21 protein-coding genes, 1 pseudogene and 2 riboswitches are annotated in these 19,460 nt (G+C 72.2%); of the genes and pseudogenes, 9 read left to right on the forward strand and 13 right to left on the reverse strand.

Translation table 11 applies throughout. The annotated features are described in order from the left end of the window. Positions 1–86 precede the first annotated feature (86 nt). From JRG78_RS03390 to JRG78_RS03415, 6 genes and pseudogenes are all read left to right on the forward strand, one after another. Positions 87–452: a hypothetical protein gene (locus JRG78_RS03390; RefSeq protein WP_259607631.1), complete on the forward strand. Its 366-nt coding sequence runs from the start codon at positions 87–89 to the stop codon at positions 450–452. Between the two features lie 116 nt (positions 453–568). Beyond that, positions 569–820 (forward strand): annotated as a pseudogene (locus JRG78_RS03395) (DNA-formamidopyrimidine glycosylase family protein); the annotation flags it as partial. A gap of 82 nt (positions 821–902) precedes the next feature. After that, positions 903–1,412 carry a zinc finger domain-containing protein gene (locus JRG78_RS03400; protein WP_259607632.1) on the forward strand — a complete coding sequence of 170 codons (510 nt, stop codon included), beginning with the start codon at positions 903–905 and terminating at the stop codon, positions 1,410–1,412. 241 nt (positions 1,413–1,653) lie between these two features. Beyond that, positions 1,654–2,220: an alpha/beta fold hydrolase gene (locus JRG78_RS03405; RefSeq protein ID WP_259607633.1), complete on the forward strand. Its 567-nt coding sequence runs from the start codon at positions 1,654–1,656 to the stop codon at positions 2,218–2,220. Positions 2,221–2,296: 76 nt separating this feature from the next. Next, positions 2,297–2,467: a hypothetical protein gene (locus JRG78_RS03410; protein ID WP_259607634.1), complete on the forward strand. Its 171-nt coding sequence runs from the start codon at positions 2,297–2,299 to the stop codon at positions 2,465–2,467. Positions 2,468–2,550: 83 nt separating this feature from the next. Next, positions 2,551–4,158, forward strand: a complete 1,608-nt coding sequence (locus tag JRG78_RS03415; protein WP_259607635.1) for a cation:proton antiporter family protein — start codon at positions 2,551–2,553, stop codon at positions 4,156–4,158. A gap of 25 nt (positions 4,159–4,183) precedes the next feature. Here the strand turns inward: JRG78_RS03415 and JRG78_RS03420 are convergent, their stop codons facing one another. Further along, the gene (locus JRG78_RS03420) at positions 4,184–4,621 is read right to left on the reverse strand and encodes a CHRD domain-containing protein (protein ID WP_259607636.1); all 438 of its coding nucleotides are present in this window, start codon (positions 4,619–4,621) and stop codon (positions 4,184–4,186) included. Between the two features lie 15 nt (positions 4,622–4,636). Here JRG78_RS03420 and JRG78_RS03425 point away from each other — a divergent pair, with 15 nt between their 5' ends. After that, complete coding sequence (locus JRG78_RS03425; protein WP_259607637.1) at positions 4,637–5,161, forward strand: COG4315 family predicted lipoprotein; 525 nt, start codon at positions 4,637–4,639, stop codon at positions 5,159–5,161. Between the two features lie 21 nt (positions 5,162–5,182). Here JRG78_RS03425 and JRG78_RS03430 read toward each other — a convergent pair whose 3' ends face one another. Continuing rightward, positions 5,183–5,665, reverse strand: coding sequence for a GNAT family N-acetyltransferase (locus JRG78_RS03430; RefSeq protein ID WP_259607638.1), 483 nt, complete (start codon positions 5,663–5,665; stop codon positions 5,183–5,185). Between the two features lie 144 nt (positions 5,666–5,809). Between JRG78_RS03430 and JRG78_RS03435 the strand changes: the two genes are divergently transcribed. After that, a complete protein-coding gene (locus tag JRG78_RS03435; RefSeq protein WP_259607639.1) occupies positions 5,810–6,355 on the forward strand; it encodes a Dps family protein in 546 nt (181 codons plus the stop codon). A 128-nt stretch (positions 6,356–6,483) separates the two neighbouring features. On the opposite strand, the gene JRG78_RS03440 is transcribed toward JRG78_RS03435, so the two are convergent. From JRG78_RS03440 to JRG78_RS03455, 4 genes are all read right to left on the reverse strand, one after another. After that, positions 6,484–6,783: a Fe-S cluster assembly protein HesB gene (locus JRG78_RS03440; RefSeq protein ID WP_259607640.1), complete on the reverse strand. Its 300-nt coding sequence runs from the start codon at positions 6,781–6,783 to the stop codon at positions 6,484–6,486. 151 nt (positions 6,784–6,934) lie between these two features. Next, positions 6,935–7,408 (reverse strand): DUF6328 family protein, encoded by a 474-nt coding sequence (locus tag JRG78_RS03445; RefSeq protein WP_272653602.1) that lies wholly within the window; start codon positions 7,406–7,408, stop codon positions 6,935–6,937. An 11-nt stretch (positions 7,409–7,419) separates the two neighbouring features. Then, positions 7,420–7,998 carry a carboxymuconolactone decarboxylase family protein gene (locus JRG78_RS03450; RefSeq protein ID WP_259607642.1) on the reverse strand — a complete coding sequence of 193 codons (579 nt, stop codon included), beginning with the start codon at positions 7,996–7,998 and terminating at the stop codon, positions 7,420–7,422. Positions 7,999–8,318: 320 nt separating this feature from the next. Then, a complete protein-coding gene (locus JRG78_RS03455) occupies positions 8,319–9,797 on the reverse strand; it encodes a DHA2 family efflux MFS transporter permease subunit (protein WP_272653603.1) in 1,479 nt (492 codons plus the stop codon). Positions 9,798–9,944: 147 nt separating this feature from the next. Between JRG78_RS03455 and JRG78_RS03460 the strand changes: the two genes are divergently transcribed. Further along, on the forward strand, positions 9,945–11,825 hold the full coding sequence (locus JRG78_RS03460) for an ABC transporter ATP-binding protein (RefSeq protein WP_272653822.1): 1,881 nt from the start codon (positions 9,945–9,947) through the stop codon (positions 11,823–11,825). An 11-nt stretch (positions 11,826–11,836) separates the two neighbouring features. On the opposite strand, the gene JRG78_RS03465 is transcribed toward JRG78_RS03460, so the two are convergent. The 7 genes from JRG78_RS03465 to JRG78_RS03495 all read right to left on the reverse strand — a co-directional run bounded on the left by JRG78_RS03465 (position 11,837) and on the right by JRG78_RS03495 (position 19,124). After that, positions 11,837–12,460 carry an SDR family NAD(P)-dependent oxidoreductase gene (locus JRG78_RS03465; RefSeq protein ID WP_272653604.1) on the reverse strand — a complete coding sequence of 208 codons (624 nt, stop codon included), beginning with the start codon at positions 12,458–12,460 and terminating at the stop codon, positions 11,837–11,839. A gap of 2 nt (positions 12,461–12,462) precedes the next feature. Beyond that, positions 12,463–13,401 carry a glycosyltransferase family 2 protein gene (locus JRG78_RS03470; protein WP_336297702.1) on the reverse strand — a complete coding sequence of 313 codons (939 nt, stop codon included), beginning with the start codon at positions 13,399–13,401 and terminating at the stop codon, positions 12,463–12,465. A 99-nt stretch (positions 13,402–13,500) separates the two neighbouring features. Then, the gene (locus JRG78_RS03475) at positions 13,501–14,679 is read right to left on the reverse strand and encodes a cysteine desulfurase family protein (protein ID WP_272653605.1); all 1,179 of its coding nucleotides are present in this window, start codon (positions 14,677–14,679) and stop codon (positions 13,501–13,503) included. Then, positions 14,679–15,566 carry a carboxylating nicotinate-nucleotide diphosphorylase gene (gene nadC / locus JRG78_RS03480; protein WP_272653606.1) on the reverse strand — a complete coding sequence of 296 codons (888 nt, stop codon included), beginning with the start codon at positions 15,564–15,566 and terminating at the stop codon, positions 14,679–14,681. The genes JRG78_RS03475 and nadC overlap by 1 nt, the downstream gene beginning before the upstream one ends. Next, a complete protein-coding gene (gene nadB, locus JRG78_RS03485) occupies positions 15,563–17,089 on the reverse strand; it encodes an L-aspartate oxidase (protein WP_272653607.1) in 1,527 nt (508 codons plus the stop codon). Before nadB ends, nadC begins: the two co-directional genes overlap by 4 nt. Then, entirely contained in the window at positions 17,086–18,390 is a 1,305-nt protein-coding gene (nadA, locus tag JRG78_RS03490) for a quinolinate synthase NadA (protein WP_272653608.1), read from the reverse strand. The genes nadB and nadA overlap by 4 nt, the downstream gene beginning before the upstream one ends. Before the next feature lie 110 nt (positions 18,391–18,500). Next, a complete protein-coding gene (locus JRG78_RS03495; RefSeq protein WP_336297720.1) occupies positions 18,501–19,124 on the reverse strand; it encodes an NUDIX hydrolase in 624 nt (207 codons plus the stop codon). 141 nt (positions 19,125–19,265) lie between these two features. Beyond that, positions 19,266–19,359, forward strand: a riboswitch (glycine riboswitch). Position 19,360: 1 nt separating this feature from the next. Further along, positions 19,361–19,447, forward strand: a riboswitch (glycine riboswitch). The last annotated feature ends 13 nt before the right edge of the window (positions 19,448–19,460 follow it).

Below are 19,460 nucleotides of genomic sequence, written 5' to 3' on the forward strand. Positions count from 1 at the left end.
ACTCGTCCGGAAGGTTCGTGCACGAAGAGCGAGGCGCGGCGGCCTCCGTGCATCGTCGGATGCCGGAGGCGCGGTCGAATCGAGAGGTGAGCCGCATGTCGTTCGTGCCCGATGAGGTCCTCGCGTTCATCGACGAGGTGTCGGCCCTTCCGGCTGAGTCGCTGCAGCAGGTCCGGCACGCCGTCGCGGTCGCGACCGCGTCGGGGGCGAGGAAGGCGTCCGATGCGCCGAAGCTCAGCGCTTCGGAGTTGGACGCGCTGATCAAGCGGATCAGTGATGCGTTCGCCGCGCGTGCCGACGAGCTCCGCGCCTTGACTCCACGTGGTGCGCTGAATGCGGCGATCGTGAACGCCACGGTCGCCTCGCAGGCGATCTGGAAGCGCGACCGGCTGACGGAGGCACAGTTCGAGTCCTTCGCCGGCATGTACCGCGACGTCGGCATCGCGGTCTGACGAGGAGCAGCGGACGGGCCGCGGAGCGGCGCGGGGTCCGCAGCCCGGCGGTTCCTCCTCGACCTCGGTGCGGATGTCGGACGGTCGATGTCCCCGGCCGGTGGGAGGATGGGCGCATGCCCGAGTCGCCGGAGGTGCAGGCGCTCGTCGAGTTCCTCGACGAGCAGGTCGACGGCCGTGTCATCGCGGGCGTGGACATCGCGGAGTTCCGTACCGTGAAGACGCGCGATCGTCCGCCCGCCACGCTCATCGGCGCGAAGATCGACGGAGTGCGGCGCTTCGGCAAACACGTCGGGTTCGACACGACTGCCGGCTGGCTGATGATCGGGTTCGGCCGCAACGGCTGGATCCGATGGCTGCCCGGGGGAGACCCGGCCGATGATGAGACGCCCGTGCCCGAGGTCGCCCGGATCGTGCTGGACGGTGATCGAGACGGCTCATGGAGCGGTGATGCAGATCGTCGACACCGGAGACTTCCTCGCCGTCAGCGCGGCGGTCGTCGACGCCCCCACCCACCTGGCCGCCATCGCAGGTCTCGGGCCCGACCCGCTCGCACCGGAGTTCTCCCGGGAGGATCTCGAGCGCGCGCTCGGCACCCGGCGGAAGCAGATCAAGGCCCTGCTGCAGGAACAGACCTCGCTGGCCGGAATCGGCAACGCCTACTCCGACGAGATCCTGCACCGCGCACGACTGCCGCACACCGTACACGCCGCGGCGCTCGACGCCGCGGCTCGCGAGCGCCTGTTCCACGCCGTGGTCGAAGTGCTGAGGGGCGCCGTCGCGGACCGCCGCGGGCTGCCGCCCGAGCGGCTCAAGCAGGCGAAGGTCGATGCGATGGTCGTGCACGGACGCGGCGGCCAGGCGTGCCCGGTGTGCGGCACGATCATCGTCGATCACGCCTTCGCGGGGGCATCCGCACAATTCTGTCCGCACTGTCAGCCCGAGCCCGTCCCCGGCTGACGAAGCCGGGACGGTGGCGGGGCGCTTGCTGCGCCTCGCAGGGCCCGGTCGCACCCGAACGCTGCGTTCGCTCGATGCGCTGCTCCTGGCCGCCTCGACGTCGGTGCCCTGGGGCGGCCGGGGTGACATCAGAGAGTGAGCCCCGCCCGGGTTCGACGTCCACCGCCGCCGTCACGCGTCCAGACCGGCAGGATACGCTGGAATCCGACCCCTGCCCGCCGAGACGAGGAGCCGCACGCCCATGACCGACACCCAGATCTTCGAGCCCGACGGACGCGCCATCCCCTTCGTAGACGAAGGCGACGGCCCCGTCAAGCTCGTGCTGATCCAGGAGCACGGTCTGGCCGCCGACGTCCTCAGCGTCGTCGGGCACTACCTCGCCGAGGAGGCAGGGTTCCACGTGCTGCGCATCGGTCACCGGGCCGACGCGGCGGGCGTCTCGTTCGAGGAGCGGGTGGCGGATGCCCTCGCGGTCATCGACCACGTCGGCCTCGAGGACACCTGGTTCGGCGGCCACGGGTTCGGCGGGACCGTGGCGCGCGCCCTCGTCGCCGCGCACCCCGACCGCGCGAACGGGCTGCTGCTGCTCGGCGTCGAGGGGGCCGACATCGAGCTGCCCCCGCACATCCCGGTCCTCATCATCCAGGGCACCGACGACACCACGACGCCGGCCGAGAACGCCGAGCGTCTCCGCTCGTCGGCCCCCGAGCGCGCCAGCATCAAGACCGTCGAGGGCGACCACCTGTTCCCGATGACGCACCCCATCGACACCGCGGGCATCATCGAGGAGTACCTCGACTGGGACTGATCGGTCCCGCGCGCGAGCATCGCCGCGGAACCCTCGACCGGCGTACGCTGTGGCTGTCGCCGACGAAGGGAGCACCGTGTCCGATCACCTCGAGCATCCCGTGCACGATCACGTCCCCACGCCGGACGAGCCCACGATCCCCGAGCTCGAAGAGGACGAGACCGTCGCCCCGCGCCCGGAGGAGGAGATCGCCGACGTGCTCCGCGCCGAGCCCGACGTCGCCGATCACAGCGGTCATTCCGGCTGAGCCCCGGTCATCTCGTCGTCATCCTGCGGAGCAGGACCGCGCCGGATCGGTACAGTCGGCACCAGGGATGAGATGAGGGTGCCGTGGACGTGATTGCGCTGACGCTGATCGTCGCCGCCGCGTTCGGCACGCTCGCGCACCTCCTGCGGGTGCCGGCGCTGGTCGGGTTCCTCGCCGCCGGCTTCGTGCTCGGCGCGATGCACATCGAGCCGTTCACCGGTCTCGAGCGGATCGCCCAGATCGGCGTGACGCTGCTGCTGTTCACGATCGGGCTGAAGTTCGACATCCGGGCGCTGCTGCGCCCCGAGGCCTACGGCACCACGGCCATCCACATGATCCTCAGCGTGCTGGTCGGCGCCGGCACCGTCGGGCTCGCCACGGTCATCGGCCTCACCTCGGTGGACGGCTGGCGTACGCTCGCGCTGGTCGGCTTCGCCCTGTCCTTCTCGTCGACCGTGCTCTGCGTGAAGGTGCTCGAGGACCGCTCCGACGACGGATCCCTGTACGGGCAGACGGCGATCGCCATCCTCGTGCTGCAGGACGTTGCCGCGGTGGCCTTCATCACCGTGAACGCCGACGAGCCGCCGAGCCCGTGGGCGTTCGCGCTGGTTCTGGTGCTGCCCCTCGCGTGGGCGCTGCGGAAGGTGCTCGGCCTGATCGGCCACGGCGAGCTGCTGGTGCTCTTCGGCGTCGTGATGGCGCTCGGGCCCGGCTACCTGGCTTTCGAGTCGGTGGGCATCAAGGGCGACCTCGGTGCGCTGGTGATGGGGCTGCTGTTCGCGACCCACCCCCGCGCGATCGAGATGTCCAAGGCGCTGTTCAGCGTGAAGGAGCTGTTCCTGATCGGTTTCTTCCTGCTGATCGGCATGGGAGCGGCCCCGACCTGGGCGGATTTCGGCCTCGCCCTTCTGCTGTGCGTGATCCTGCTGCCGCTGACCTTCATCGGCTTCGTCTGGCTGTGCCGGCTGTTCGGGCTGCGCAACCGCACCGCGATCAGGACCGGCCTCGCGCTGAGCAACTTCTCCGAGTTCGGGATCATCGTGGCCGCGTTCTGCGTGGCCGCCGGGCTGCTCACCGAGCGCTGGCTCACCGTGATCGCGATCGCCGTCGCGCTGAGCATGGTCGCCTCGTCCATCGCCAACGCGCACGGCCTCCGTCTGATCACCGCTCTGACCTGGCTGCCGGCCCAGGAGATCTCCAAGCTCCGGCCCGCCGATCGCCCGATCGACACCAGCGACGCCGACGTCGTCGTGCTCGGCATGGGGCGCGTGGGCCGTGCCGCGTACGAGCGCCTCGTGGACGAGGGCGGCCTGCGTGTGCTCGGCGTCGACAACGACCACGCCGTGATCACACGGCTCGAGGCCGATGGCCTGAACGTGGTGGAGGGGGACGCCACGGACGTGGAGTTCTGGAGCCGCCTGGCGTCCGGCGGCTTCGTGAAGACCGTCGTGCTGGCGATGCCGTTCCACGGCTCGAACACGTTCGCGCTGGAACGGCTGCACGAGGCGGGTTTCGACGGGCGCGTGGTGGCGGTGGCGCAGCATCCCGATCAGGTCGAGCACCTGGCCGCGAGCGGCGTCGACGGCGTCCTCAACATCTACGCCGGCGCCGGCCACACGCTCGCCGGCCTCGCGATGGCCGAGGACGAGGACCGCCCCGAAGCCGGGGACCCCGGCCGTCCGGCCGGCTGATCCCCGGCGTCGGGGCGGTGGTGTGCTACTTCAGCTGCCCGCGCACCTCGCCGCCCGGGTAGGTCTGCGTGTGCACGTTGACGTACCAGTCGCCCGGGTCCTCCTGGATGCCGGCGAGGATCGACGGGTCGGTGACGGTCGTGCATCCGTCGACCGCGAAGGACGTCTCGTTCGGGACGTCGAGGTGGATGCGGATCGGCCCGGCCTCTCCGCGCGGGGCGCTGTGCACGTGCGCGGCGCCGGCCGGGACGGTCAGGCCGGTCACCTCGATGGTGTAGCAGAACTGGTCGCCGTCGATCGTGTAGCTGAACATGCCGTGGGCGCCGCCCTTGGCATCCGTCGTCTCCTGTCCGTTGTTCAGCGGGATGGCGGGCGCGGCGGTCGCGGCGGACGCGCCTCCGACGGCGAGCAGCGCGAGCGCGGCGGCGAGGGCCGCCCGGTGACATGGCGCATGATCGGACACGACAGGAGGTTCGACATGCGATCGAAGACGACCGGCGTCCTTCTCGGCGCCGCCCTCGTGCTCACCCTCGGCGTTGCCGGGTGCTCGTCCCCGTCACCGGGCGGGGGAGAGGAGCCGGCCGATCCCGGCTACGGCGTCTCTCCTTCGGAGGAGCCGTCGGAGACGCCCTCCGCAGAGGCGTCCGGCGAGGTCGCGCTGATGACCGCGGACTCGTCACTGGGCGAGATCGTCGTGGACGGCGAGGGCATGACCGTGTACATGTTCGACAACGACACGCAGGGCACCGACAGCAGCGCGTGCACCGTCCAGTGCCTGGAGAACTGGCCGATCGTGACGGTCGACAGCGAGACGCCCGAGGTGGACGGCGTGACCGGCGAGGTCGGCACCATCATGAGCCCCGAGGGCGAGATGCAGCTGACCCTGAACGGCTGGCCGCTCTACTACTTCGCCGGCGACGCGGCCCCCGGGGACGTCAAGGGGCAGGGCGTCAACGACGTCTGGTGGGTGCTGTCGCCCTCCGGTGAGCGCATGGCCGAGTGAGCTGGGCGCCGGGGCCGGGCGTCAGCTGCGCAGCCTCTTGCGCAGGAACACCTGCTCGGTCCCGTCGCCCTGCGGCACGCGCTCCGTCTCGCGGTACCCGCACCGCCGGTACAGCCGCAGATTCGCCTCGCTGAGGCTGCCCGTGAACAGCTCCGCCTCCGCGGCGTGGCTCTCGCGTTCGGCGACCTCCAGCAGCATCCGCCCGATGCCCTCGCCCTGCATGTCGGGGGCGATCGCGATGCGCCCGATGAGGAGGAGGTCGCCGTCGACCCGCGCGCGGATCGCTCCGACCAGTCGCCCGCCGACACGGGCGGTCCAGCCGATGCACTCGCGCAGCTCGGCCTCCACCTGCTCCAGCGTCTGCGTCAACGGCGGCATGTCGACGCCGCCGTAGATCTGCGCCTCGGAGACGAACGCCGCGCGCTGCAGGGTGAGCACCTCTCCGGCGTCCTCCGGCCGGATCGGCGCCAGTTCGACATCCGGCGCGTCCTCGTCCTCGTGCATCCGTCGCTCCCTCCTGCGATCGCCGACGCCCGTACCGTGCCCGAGCGCGAGACCGAAATCAAGCCCCTGGGCTCCGGCCCGAGACGGATGCTACCGTCGCGGCGCGTCCGGAACCGGGCGATCGAGAACATGAGGTGAACATCCATGGCTGAGAAGCGCACCACCAAGACGACTACGAAGAACGACGCCTCGGGCGCGAAGACGACGCGACGGCAGAACGCGGAGAAGGGCTTCACGGCCTCCGCGAAGCTGGCCGGCGACCTGCAGGCGGCGCTCGTCGACCTGCTGGAGCTGTCGCTGCAGGGCAAGCAGGCGCACTGGAACGTGGTGGGGCGCAACTTCCGCGACATGCACCGCCAGCTCGACGAGATCATCGCGGCCGCGCGCGGCTTCAGCGACACGGTCGCGGAACGGATGCGGGCGCTGCACGCCGTCCCGGACGGCCGCAGCGACACGATCGCCCAGTCGACCACGCTGCCGCCGTTCCCGGCCGGCGAGGTGTCCACGGAGGAGACGGTGGATCTCGTGACCGAGCGACTGGAGGCGACGGTGGCCACCGTGCGCCGGGTGCACGATGAGGTGGACGAGGAGGATCCGACCTCGGCCGACATCCTGCACGCGATCATCGAGAAGCTGGAGCAGTTCGCCTGGATGGTGAGCGCGGAGAACCGCACTCCCGCCGGCCGCTGACCTGGCCGGGACGCGGCACGACCGAACGCCGCCGCAGGACGACCCGGTAGGTGATGAGTCCCGGGTACGCGAAGAGCCGCCGCAACCCGCTCAGGGGGTGCGGCGGCTCTCGGCGTGCCGGTGGGGGATCAGACCGGCTGCGGCAGGAGCGTGAACGACACCGCCCCCTGCTCGTCGACCCCGGCGTCCAGCGTCTTGTCCGCGAGCGCCTCCGAGGCCTCGTGCTCGAGGAAGACGCGGGCGCCGCCCTCGCCCTCCACGATGTCGTCGCCCGGCTCGGGCGCGGGAGCAACGGTCAGCGCGAAGCGCGCCTCGTCAGCCGGGCCGGTGCCGGACGTGTGGATGAGCAGGCCCGCGGACGGGTCGGCGCTCTGCTGCGCGACGATGCTCGTCGCGATCGTGCTGGCGTTGTCGGTCAGGGTGAGCATGCGCTCTCCTTCCGGGTCGGGGCACCGCACCGTACGACGCGGTGTCCGGGCCACGATTCCGCACCTGGGCGCCGACCTCAACCCGAGCGCACCCACTCGCAGGCCTTTCACACCTGCCGCATGCGGACCTCCCAGCCCGGCCGTCCGGCGCCTACCGGCGGTCGCGCTCGCGGCTGCGCATCATCAGCGGAAGGCCCGCCCACAGCGCGAACACGACGACCACCCCGATCCCGGCCGCGATCAGCGCCGAGGTGCGATCGATCGTCACGTCCAGGATGAGGGCGGTCACGCCGACCGTCACGGCGCCGACGACGATGAGGTTCGCCTTGAGCAGCCGGCTGGTCATCCGCACCAGCTCCGGCTTGCGGCGCTGGGCGAACAGCATCCGGTGCAGCCCCACGGGGGCGAGGGCGAGAGCGGTGGCGGCGGCGGCGAGCAGCACCAGCACCACGTACAGGCTGCGCTGCACGTCGTCGAGCTCCGCGAAGCGCGGCTGGAAAGCGACCGCGAGGAGGAAGCCGGTGAGGATCTGCGTGCCGGTCTGCATCACCCGCAGCTCCTGCATCAGCTCCTCCCAGTTGCGGTCGGCGCGCTCGTCTGGCGTCTCGTCGCGGCCGTCGGGCATGGCATCCGCCGTCATCGGCGCACCGCCGCGGCCTGGAGAGCGGATGCCAGCGCGGGATCGAGACCGGGCACGTCGTCCGTCGGCACGGTGAGGGCCAGCAGGGCGCGGCTGAAGTAGTTGCGCGCGGCGGCCGCGAGGGTGATGTCGACGATCTGCCGATCGTCGAAGCCGTGCGCGCGCAGCTCCTCGGTGTCGGCATCCGTCATCGTCGCCGGGTCGCCGGAGAGCCGGGCGGCGTACCGGATCACGGCCTGCTCGGCCGGCGTGAACGCGCTGTCGTCGCCTTCGGCGAACCCGCGCAGCCCGGCTTCGTCGGCGACACCGGCCCGCAGCGACTTGCGGGCGTGGGCGAGCAGGCAGTGCGAGGACCCGATGGCGCGCGCCGCCCCGAGCGTGGCCGCCTCGTACACGCGTACGCCGATGGAGGGCACGACGGCCCGGATCAGCGCCTCGAACGCGCTGTACGCCTCGGGGTTCACGGCCATGGCGCGGGTGTGCCCGTACACGACGCCGTCGGCCTCCCTGTCCTCGGCGTACATGCGGGCGACGTCACCGGTCGCGGTCTCGACCGGGGGAGGAGCGATGATCATGTCGGGACGGTACTCCGGCCGGGCCGGCAAAGGGTAGGGCTTGCGCGCCGGAGCCGGTGCTCGCTAGGGCCCGGAGCCGCTGCTCGTCTGGGCCCGTACGATCGGAGTATGGCCGAGACACCCGAACTCCTGACCCCGCTCGTCCCCGGGCTGTCGTCCTCCGCCGGCGCGGACGCCGGCCTGTGCGCCGACGGGGTGTGCCTGCTGCCGGACGCGGCGGACGACTGAGCCCGGCGGCCGCCGAGCGTTCCGACGCAGAGGGCGCCCAGGGCGCCGACGCAGAAGGCCGGGACCCTCGCGGCCCCGGCCTTCTGCTGCGATCAGTGACCGGCGTGGGCGGGCGCCTCGGCGTCCTGGTCCTCGGGCTTGCGGATGAGGAACGCTCCGACGATCGTCACGGTGGAGATCACCGCGCCGATCAGGAAGGCGACCCGCGAACCGGAGGCGACCGCGGCCGCCACGCCCGTGCCGCCGCCGGCGTTCACGATCACGGTGAACACCGCCATCATCACCGCGATGCCCGCCGCGCCGGCGACCTGCTGGATCGTGCCGATCACGGCGCTGCCGTACGAGTAGAACCTCGGGCTCAGCGACGCCAGCGATGCGGTGAACAGCGGGGTGAACGACAGCGCCAGCCCGACCGACAGCAGCGTCTGCGCCACCAGCACCACCCACACGCTCGTGCCCACGCTGAGCGTGGTGTAGAACCACAGCATCGTGGCCGCGAGGATCGAGCCGGGGATGAGCAGGATGCGGGTGCCGTGCGCGTCGTAGATCCGCCCGATCACCGGACCGAGCAGACCCATCGCGAGGGCACCAGGGAGGACGGTGAGGCCCGCGGTCGTCGTGTCCAGCTGCAGCGCGTCCTGCAGGTACAGCGGGACGACGGTGATGGTGCCGAAGAACGCCAGGGACAGCAGGAACATCTGCGCCATGGACAGTGAGAACCCGGTCGAGGCGAACACGCGCAGGTCGAGCAGCGCGTCGTCCTCGCGCTGCAGCCGGACCTGGCGGAGCAGGAAGACCAGCAGCCCGACGACCCCCACGACGAGCGCGATGGCCAGCGGCACCCAGGAGCCGCCCGCCTCGGCGAGCGAGCCGATCTGGCTCAGGCCGTACACCAGGCCGCCGAAGCCGAACGCCGACAGGATGATCGATGGCACGTCGATCGGCGCGTGCGTGCGCTCGCCGACGTTCGTCAGCCAGCGCCAGCCCACGAACATCGCCGCGAGCGCGATCGGCAGCACGACGACGAAGATCGCGCGCCAGCTGAAGTGGTCGAGCAGGAACCCGGACAGGGTCGGGCCGATCGCGGGAGCCAGCGAGATGACGATGCTGACCCGCCCCATCATCCGCCCCCGGGCGGCCGGCGGCACGAGGTTCATCATCGTGGTCATCAGCAGCGGCATCATGATCGCCGTGCCGGACGCCTGCACCACGCGGCCCAGCAGCAGCATCGGGAAGCCGATGGCGACCGCGGCCAGGATCGTGCCGGCCGAGAACAGCGCGAGCGCACCGAGGAACATCTGCCGCGTCGTGAAGCGACGCAGCAGGAAGCCGGTGGTCGGGATGACCACGGCCATCGTGAGCATGAAGGCGCTGGTCACCCACTGCGCGGCGAGCGGGTCGATGCGCAGATCCTGGATGAGGTGCGGGATCGCCATGCCCATCGTCGTCTCGTTCAGGATCGCCACGAAGGCTGCCGTCAGCAGCACCCAGATGACCGCCATGTCCTTGCGAGGGATCAGAGGTTCCGCGGATGCGCGAGTGGGCACCGAGCCAGTGTCGACAGCAGACATGGGTTTCCTTAAAGGGGGTGGTCGGCGCGAATGCGCGGGGGAGCGTCACATCCTAACCGACGGCGTGGAACCGGTATTCCCGATCCGGTGAACTCGGTCCCACGCGGCCCCGCCCGCGTCGGCCGCAGTAGCCTGAAGGCCATGAACATGGGCGGCATGAGCGGTCGCGTCGGGTTCCGCGGCGTGGACGAGGAGGCGCAGCGTCGGCTCAACGCGCAGGCGCCCGAGGTGCCCGGTCTGGGCCGGCGGGTGGCCGCGCTGTTCGCCCCCTACCGCGGCCGCCTGGCGCTCACCGCGCTGCTGGTCGTGATCGGCGCGGGGCTGGCGGTGATCCCGCCGCTGCTGGTGCAGCGGATCTTCGACCACGCCCTGTTCCCCGTGGACGGCTCGGCCCCCTCGCTCGGGCTGCTCACGGCGCTCGTCGCCGGCATGATCGGATTGTTCCTGCTCTCCGCCGCCTTCGGCGTGGCCCAGACGTGGCTCACCTCCACGGTCGGCAACGAGGTCACCGGCGACCTGCGGGTGAAGCTGTTCGAGCATCTGCAGTCGATGGAGCTCGGCTTCTTCACCCGCACCAAGACCGGCGTGATCCAGTCCCGGCTGCAGAACGACGTCGGCGGCGTCTCCGGTGTGCTGACGAACACCGTCACCAGCATCCTCGGCAACACCGTCACCGTCGTCGCGTCGCTGGTCGCGATGATCCTCATCGACCTGCGCCTCACCCTGATCGCGGTCGTGGTGATGCCGATCCTCGTGCTCGTGCAGCGCCGCGTCGGCCAGGTGCGGGCCCGGATCGCCGGGGAGACGCAGGAGTCGCTGTCGGAGCTGACCAGCATCACCCAGGAGACGCTGAGCGTTTCCGGCATCCTGCTGTCCAAGGCGTTCAACCGTCAGCGCACCGAGTCGGCCCGCTACCAGCAGGAGAACCGCAACCAGGTGCGCCTGCAGGTGCGGCGGGCGATGAGCGGCCAGGGGTTCTTCGCCGTCGTGCAGGTGATCATGTCGAGCATCCCCGCCGTGATCTACCTCGTCGCGGGCCTGTTCATCGTGGGCGGCACCGGGGAGATCACCGCCGGGGCGATCGTCGCGTTCACCACGGTCCAAGCCCGCCTGCTGATGCCGCTGATGGGGCTGATGCGGGTGGCGCTGGACCTGCAGACCTCCCGGGCCCTGTTCGCCCGCATCTTCGAGTACCTCGATCTCGTACCGCAGATCCAGGACGCCCCGGACGCGATCGACGTCGCCGACGCCCCCGGCCCGCGCGGCCGCATCGCGTTCGAGGACGTCGTCTTCCGTTACCCGGATGCCGCCGCGGACAGCCGCCCGACGCTGGACGGCGTCTCCTTCGTGGCCGAGCCCGGCAGCCATGTCGCGTTCGTCGGGCCGTCCGGCGCCGGGAAGACGACGATCCTGTACCTCGCGCCGCGGCTGTACGAGGCCACGGCGGGGCGGGTGCTGTTCGCCGGCGCCGACGTGCGGACGCTGCGGCAGGAGTCGATCATCGACGACATCGGGATCGTCTCGCAGGAGACGTATCTGTTCCACGCCACGATCCGCGAGAACCTGCGGTATGCGAAGCCGGACGCCACGGATGCCGAGCTGGAGGCCGCCTGCCGGGCCGCGAACATCCACCACGTCATCGCAGGGTTCGATGACGGCTACGACACGGTCGTCGGGGAGCGCGGCTACCGGCTCTCCGGAGGCGAGAAGCAGCGCATCGCGATCGCCCGGGTGCTGCTGAAGGACCCGCCCGTGCTGCTGCTGGACGAGGCCACCTCCGCGCTCGATACGGTGTCGGAGCGGCTGGTGCAGGATGCCCTCGACGAGGCGGCGAAGGGACGCACGACCCTGACCATCGCGCACCGGCTGTCGACCGTGATCGGAGCGGACGTCATCCATGTGGTGGATGCCGGGCGGATCGTCGAATCCGGCACCCACGCCGAGCTGCTCGCCGCGGGCGGGCTGTACGCGGCGCTCGCCGCGGAGCAGATGGCCGCCACACGGGTGCTCGACGGCGACGGCCGCTGAGCCGGCGCCCGTCAGTGCACGGACATCCCGCCGTCGACGAACAGGGACTGCCCGGTGACGTACCCGGAGGACGGGCTCGCCAGGAAGACCGCGGCGCCGGCGAAATTCTCGGGCTCCCCGTTGCGCCCGATCATCGTGCGGGCCGCGAGCGCCTCGACCCGTCCCGGCTCCTGCGGCAGGCGTGCGTTCAGCGGGGTGAGCACGAACCCGGGGACCAGCGCGTTGCTGGTGACGCCGGTCCCGCCCCAGGCCTCCGCCTCGGACCGGACCAGGGATTCGACCGCGCCCTTCGACATCCCGTACACGCCACTGCCGACGAACGCGCGGTGCGCCTGCTGCGAGCTGATGTGGATGAGCTGGCCGTACCCCCGCTCGGCCATCCGTGGCGCGAAGCGCTGACCGAGCAGGAACGGCGCGAAAGCGTTCACCATCATGGTGGCGTCCCAGTCCGCCTCGGTGATGTCCGGGTAGGGCGGCCGGATGTTGATTCCCGCCGAGTGCACCAGGATGTCGGGCTCCCCGAACGGTGCGGTGACGGCATCCGCCACGGCACGGACGCCGTCCCGCGAGCCGAGATCGCCCGTGACGGCGGCGGTGCGGCCGGTGAGGGAGAACAGGTCGTCGAGGTAGGTCATGGTCACCAGGCCAGGGCGTCGGCGAGAGCGGGGTCGGGGGCCGTGTCGGCGAACTCGGGGAGCGCGCGCAGCCCGGCCAGGAAGGCGTCCAGTTCCGCCCAGTACGCGGGATCCGGATGCGCCTGCGCGATGCGCTGCAGCGGCGGCACGTCCATCGCGAGGATGAGGTTGAGCCGGGCGAGCACCGCGGCCGGATGCCCGGCGCGCCCGAGCACCTCGATGCCGCCGCGGAGCGCGGCGAGATAGTCGCGCAGCACGGGCAGCGTGTCCTTGCCCTGCGTGATCGAGGTGCCGTCGGCGCGCACCCGCCACGACACCACCACCTCCGGGATGACGTCGAAGGCCGCCGCGCGGGTGTACATCAGCTGCGCGACGATCTGGTCCTCGTAGGCGACCCCCTCGGGGAAGCGCAGGTCGTCCCAGAACTCCGTCCGGCTCAGCTTGGACCAGGCGACGATGTTCGCCGAGGCGTCCGGATGCTCCGCGAGCGTCGTGCCCAGCCGCCGGGGCGAGGTGGCCGCCGCGACCCACGGCTGGACCTGTCCCGGCCGGTACTCGCCGTCGATCAGCCGGCTGCGCACGTACGCGCCGGCGACGAAGTCGCTGCCGGACTCGGTGAGGGCGGCGAGCCAGCGGGCGATCGCGTCGGGTGCGAGCTCGTCGTCCGCGTCGAGGAACCCCAAGTACGGGGTGTCCACGAGCTCGAGCCCGGCGTTGCGGGCGCCGCCCAGGCCGCGCGCCTCCTGGTGCCGCAGCAGCATGAACCGGGGATCGGCGTCCGCGGCTGCGGCGAAGATCGTGCGGGTGTCGTCGGCCGAGCCGTCGTCGATGAGCACGGCCCGCCAGCGGGACTCGGTCTGCGCCTGCAGGGAGGCGATCGCGGCGGGGGCGTAGGCGGCGATGTCGCGCCCCGGCACGATCATCGTCACGAGGGGGGTCACCCGCCGAGTCTACGGCCGCCGCCCGGTCCCCGATGCGCGCACCCTCCCGGTCGTTGAGCGAGGACCGCGGAACGGGGCGTTTCGTCTCGCTTCGGTTGCTCAACGACCGGAGAACGCTCCGACGGCGGTGACGGCTTCGGCGACGAGGCGTGCGAGGCGCTCCGGGGCATCAGGGGGCAGGTGAGTGCGGCCGAAGGTGAAGCGGACCGCGGTCTGCGCGACCTCCGGGCGGATGCCGAGGGCCAGCAGCACTGGAGACGGTTCGTCGCTGCCGGCGGCGCACGCCGAGCCGCTGGAGGAGAGCACCCCGCGCCGCTCCAGCTCGAGCAGAACCGCCTCGCCGCTGGTGCCCGCGAACGTGAAGCTCGCCACGTTCGGCAGCCGTCCCGCCGCGCCGACGGCGTCGGGATCCGCCGTGTCCGAGTCCTGCGGAGCGCCGGTCAGCGCCGCACAGGGCACCTGCGCGAGCACACCCGCGATGAAGGCCCGTGCGGCGGCGCCGACGCGGGCGGCCGCCTCGGCGCGCTCGGCCTCGGCGAGGTCGAGGGCGGTGGCGAGGGCGACCGCCCCGGCGACGTTCTCGGTGCCGCTGCGGCGTCCGCGCTCCTGCCCGCCGCCGTGCAGCACCGGCTCGACGGGGATCCGCGATCGCACCGCCAGGGCGCCGGTGCCCTTCGGCGCGCCGAGCTTGTGACCGGCGATCGACACCGCATCCGCCCCGAGCCCCGCCAGCGGCAGCCATCCGGCGGACTGCACCGCGTCGAGGTGGAACGGCACACCGCGCTCCCGGGCCACCGCGACGAGCGCGGCCGCATCCTGCACCGTCCCCACTTCGTTGTTCGCGTGCCCGATGCTGATCAGCGCGGTGTCCTCGCGGATCGCGGCGGCGAGGTCGCGCGGGTCCACCCGTCCGCAGCCGTCGACGGGCAGCACGGTCACCTCGGCGCCGTGGAAGCGCCGCAGGTGGTCGGCCGACGCGAGGATCGACTCGTGCTCGATCGTCGTGGTCACCAGGTGCCGGCGCGAGCCGCCCAGCACGATGCCCTTCACCGCGAGGTTGTTGGCCTCGGTGCCGCCCGAGGTGAACACGACGTCCCCGCGGCGCATCCCCAGCGCCGCCGCCACGCGCGATCGCGCCTGCTCGAGCGCCTCCGCCGCCGCGTGCCCGGCGCCGTGGTGGCTGGACGGGTTGCCGAAGACGTCGGTGAGGTACGGTCGCATCGCCTCGAGCACCTCTGGACGCACCGGCGAGGTGGCGGCGTGGTCGAGGTACAGCATCAGCCGTTCCGCTCAGCAGAGCCCGCGTCCGTGCCCACGTCGAGGCGCACGTCCAGGCCGAGGTCGAGCGCCCGGGCGGAATGCGTGAGCGCGCCGACGGAGATGACCTGCACGCCGGTCTCCGCGATCGCCCGCACAGTGTCCAGGGTCACCCCGCCGGATGCCTCGGCGGTCGCGCGGCCGCCGATCAGCGCGACCGCCGCGCGGAGGTCGTCGAGAGTGAAGTTGTCCAGCAGCACCGTGTCGGCCCCGCCCTCGAGCACCTCCGGGATCTGCTCCAGCCGGTCCACCTCGACCACGACATGCGTCGTGTGCGGCAGCCGCTGGATCCCCTCGCGCAGCGCCGCGGCGACGTCCCTCCCGCTCTGACGCAGCACGGCGAGGTGATTGTCCTTCGCCATCACGGCATCCGACAGCGAACGGCGGTGATTGCTGCCGCCGCCGGACACCACGGCGTGACGCTCGAACTCGCGCAGCCCCGGCGTGGTCTTGCGCGTGTCGGCGATCCGCACGCCGGTGCCGGCCACGGCATCGACATAGGCGGCGGTGAGCGTGGCGACGCCCGCCATCCGCTGCACGAAGTTCAGGGCCACGCGCTCCGCGGTGAGGACGCTGCGGGCGTTCCCGCTGACGCTGGCGAGCACATCGCCGGCCTCGAAGCGGTCGCCGTCACCGACGTGCAGGTCGACCTCGACGCCGGGGTCGGTGAGGGCGAACGCCGCCGCGAACACGTCCCCGCCGCTGAACGTGCCGGCCTCACGGGCGACGAGATCGGCGGTCGCCACGGCATCCGCCGGCAGCAGGGCGGTGCTGGTGATGTCGCCCCACGGGGCGTCCTCCTCAAGGGCGGCGCGGACGACCCGGTCGAGGGCGGCGGCGGTGATCATCGGGCTCCGATCAGGGCGGGGGCGTCGAGGTGGTGCGCGCCGACGGATTCCGTGCGGGCGAGGGCCGCGGATGCCATGGCGCGGGCGACCGTGAGCAGGTTGGCGTCCTCGAGGTCGCTCACGGTGCGGATGCCGCGGGCGCGCCAGGCGCCGAGGTCGCGGACGGCGGATGCCAGGCCCTCGGGCGTGCGGAGGAGGCCGACCCGCGTCCAGAGGAGGTGCTGGAGCTGGTCGCGGGCGACGACGGGGGAGGCCCCCGGTGGGTGCGTTTCGCCCCGCTTCGCTCGCTCAACGACCGGGGGGTGAACGACCGGGATGTCGATGACGGAGGTCTCAACCTGCGGGGCGTCGAGGGCGTCGACGAGGCGGGCGGCGAACACGGCGCCCTCGAGGAGGGAGTTCGACGCCAGCCGGTTCGCCCCGTGCACGCCCGTGCGCGCGGTCTCGCCGACCGCCCACAGCCCGGGCAGCGACGTGCGGCCGTCGACGTCGGTCACCACACCGCCCATCAGGTAGTGCGCGGCCGGCGTGACCGGCACGGGTTCGCGCGACCAGTCCCAGCCGCGGGAGCGGATCTCCCGGTCGATCGTCGGGAAGCGGCGGGCGAGCTCGGCGGCTCCGAGGCCGGTCGCGTCCAGTCGCACCGGGGCTCCCTGTGCGGCGGCGCGCCGGGCGACCGCGCGCGCCACGACGTCGCGCGGCGCGAGCTCGGCATCCGGGTGCTCGTCGAGCAGGAAGCGCCGGCCGTCCTCGTCGACCAGCGTCGCCCCGGCCCCGCGGACCGCCTCCGACACCAGGAACCCGGTCCCGCCATCCACCAGCACCGTGGGGTGGAACTGCACGAACTCCAGGTCGGCCACGGCCGCCCCGGCCCGCAGCGCCATCGCGATCCCGTCGCCGGTCGTCCCGGCCGGGTTCGTGGTGTGCGCGAACAGCTGCCCGGCGCCGCCGGTGGCCAGCACCACGGCATCCGCCTCGATCTCCTCACCGCGTCCGATCCCGTCGCGTCCGATCCCGTCGCCGAGGAGTCGGATGCCGTGCACGCGGCCGTCGCCTGCGAGCAGGTCCGCGGCGGCGGCGTGCTCGCGCACGCGGATCCGCGCCTCCCGCACCCGCGCGGTCAGCGCGGTCGACACCGCGCGGCCGGTCGCGTCCCCGCCGGCATGCGCGATCCTCGGCCGGCTGTGCGCGGCCTCCAGCCCGCGGGCGAGGGAGCCGTCGGCCGCGCGGTCGAAGACCACCCCGGCGCCGGCCAGCATCCGCACCGCCGCCGAGGCGCCGTCCACGAGCGCGGCGATGGCGACCGGGTCGCCCAGGCCGTCGCCGGCGTGCGCGGTGTCGAGGGCGTGCAGGGCGGGGGAGTCGCCGGGGCCGTACACCCCGGCGATGCCGCCCTGCGCGTGCGGGGTGCACCCGTCGCCGAGTGCTCCCTTCACCAGCAGCTCCACCTCGTGGCCGCGCGCCGCGGCGAGGAGCGCCGTGCTCAGCCCGGCGATCCCGCCGCCGGCGACCAGGATCCTCATCGCGGTCTCGCCGCCAGCATCCGCTCGAGCGCGACCCGGGCCGGCTGCGCGACCTCCTCGGCCACGCGGATGCGGTTCGGGGTGCGTCCGGCGACGAGCTCCTCGAGCACCCAGGCCAGGTAGCCGGGGTGGATGCGGTACATCGTCGAGCACGGGCAGACCACGGGATCGAGGCAGAAGATCTCGTGCTGCGGATGCTGGGCCGCGAGCCTTCGGACGAGATTGATCTCGGTGCCGATCGCGAACACGGTCGGCTCCTCCGCGGCGGCGATGGCGCGGCGGATGTAGTCGGTGGAGCCGGCCTCGTCGGCGGCGTCGACGACCTCCATCGGGCACTCGGGGTGCACGATGACCCGCACGCCAGGATGCTCGGCGCGCGCCTTCGCGATCTGGTCGACCGTGAACCGGCGGTGCACCGAGCAGAAGCCGTGCCACAGGATCACGCGGCTCTCGCGCAGCTCGTCCTCGGTGGCGCCGCCGAGCGGCCGGCGGGGGTTCCACATCGGCATCCGCTCCAGCGGCACGCCCATGGCCTTGGCCGTGTTGCGGCCCAGGTGCTGGTCGGGGAAGAACAGCACCCGGCGCCCGCGTGCGAACGCCCACTCCAGCACCGTGGCCGCGTTCGACGACGTGCACACGATGCCGCCGTGGCGGCCGACGAAGCCCTTGATCGCCGCAGACGAGTTCATGTACGTCACCGGCACCACGGGCACGAGCCCGTCGGCGTCCGGCTCGTCGAGGGGCCCGAGCACCTCGGCCAGCTGCTCCCAGCAGTCCTCGACCTGGTCGATGTCCGCCATGTCCGCCATGGAGCATCCGGCCGCCAGGTTCGGCAGGATCACGGCCTGCTCGGGGCGGGAGAGCAGGTCCGCGGTCTCGGCCATGAAGTGCACGCCGCAGAACACGATCGCCTCGGCATCCGGATGCTCCAGCGCGGCGTTCGCGAGCTGGAAGGAGTCGCCCACGTAGTCGGCGTGACGGACGACCTCCTCGCGCTGGTAGAAGTGCCCGAGCACGACGACGCGCTCGCCGAGGGTCGCACGGGCGGCGCGGATGCGGGCGTCGAGCTCGTCCTCGCCCGCCTCGCGGTACGCGGCGGGGAGCTCGCCCTGCCGTGGCGCCCCGACCGGGATCACGTCGCCCATGGACGAGCCGGGTCCGTACCCGGGGCGGGTGTCGAAGTCCCACGGGCCGGCGGCGAGGTCGGTCGAGCAGGTCGCCTCGGTCGAGGCGCCCGACACGATCGCGCGGATGGCGTGGTCGACCGAGGGATCGGTCAGCGGAAGCGAGGAGGTGGGCATCGGGCACCGCCCTTTTGGTCGGGGTGACACTTACTGTGCTCGAGAACAGATTATGTCGAACTGACCAGAAGTGCAATCAGGGAGCGAGGCGCACGCCGGAGCGCGCCGGGTCACGCCTCCGCGATGTAGCGGTACAGCCGGGCCGGGCGGTGCTTGCCGGTGCGGAAGTGCTCAGTCGGCACGAGCTCGTCCGAGCCCTCGAGGAGGCGCCGGAAGTTGGACGGGTCGAGTCGCCGGCCGAGCACGGTCTCGTACACCTCGCGCAGCTCGGTGAGGGTGAACTCGTCCGGCAGCAGGCCAGCGGCGATGCGGCTGTAGCCGACCTTGTTGCGCAGCCGCCACAGCGCGTACTCGGCGATGCGGTTGTGGTCGAAGGCGAGAGCCGGCAGCGCGTCCACGTCGAACCACTCCACGTTCTCCGGCGCGCCCTCGGATGCCCGCTGCGCATCGACGAGGTCGGAGCGCAGCAGCGCCCAGTACACCACCGAGATCACCCGCGACGGGGAGCGGTCGACGTCGCCGAAGGTGTACAGCTGCTCCAGGTAGCTCGGGGTGAGCGCCGTGGTCTCGGCGAGGGTGCGGGATGCCGCGGCGTCGAGGTCCTCGGCGGGGTCGAGCCAGCCGCCGGGGAGCGCCCACATGCCGAAGTGCGGCTCCTGGGTGCGGCGCACCAGCGGCAGCATCAGCCGGTCGCCGTCCGGCGCCGAGCGCAGCGAGAAGATCACCGCCGACACGGCGACGCGGATCGCGTCCTGCTCGCCGTTCGCCGCTGTCACATCGACGAGCCTAAGGCCGGCACCCCTCCCGGCCCGAACCGCGGCCGGGTCCGGCGCGCCGACGCGGTAGAGTGATCCCGACAATCGAACACAGGCCGAACGTCTCGTGCGGGAGAGCCCGGTGAAGCAGGCCGGGCACCGAAGGAGCAAGCCTCCCCGCCAATCTCTCAGGTACCCCCACCGCGCGGGTCCGGCCGCTCTGGAAAGCGATGCTCCGGCATCCGCCGACGGTGAAAGCCCTCCCCGGAGGGCGAAGCTCTCAGGCACATGACAGAGGGGGAGTTCCACGGTGCA

The sequence above is a fragment of the Microbacterium sp. EF45047 genome (genome assembly GCF_028472845.1).
Taxonomy (GTDB): domain Bacteria; phylum Actinomycetota; class Actinomycetes; order Actinomycetales; family Microbacteriaceae; genus Microbacterium; species Microbacterium neungamense.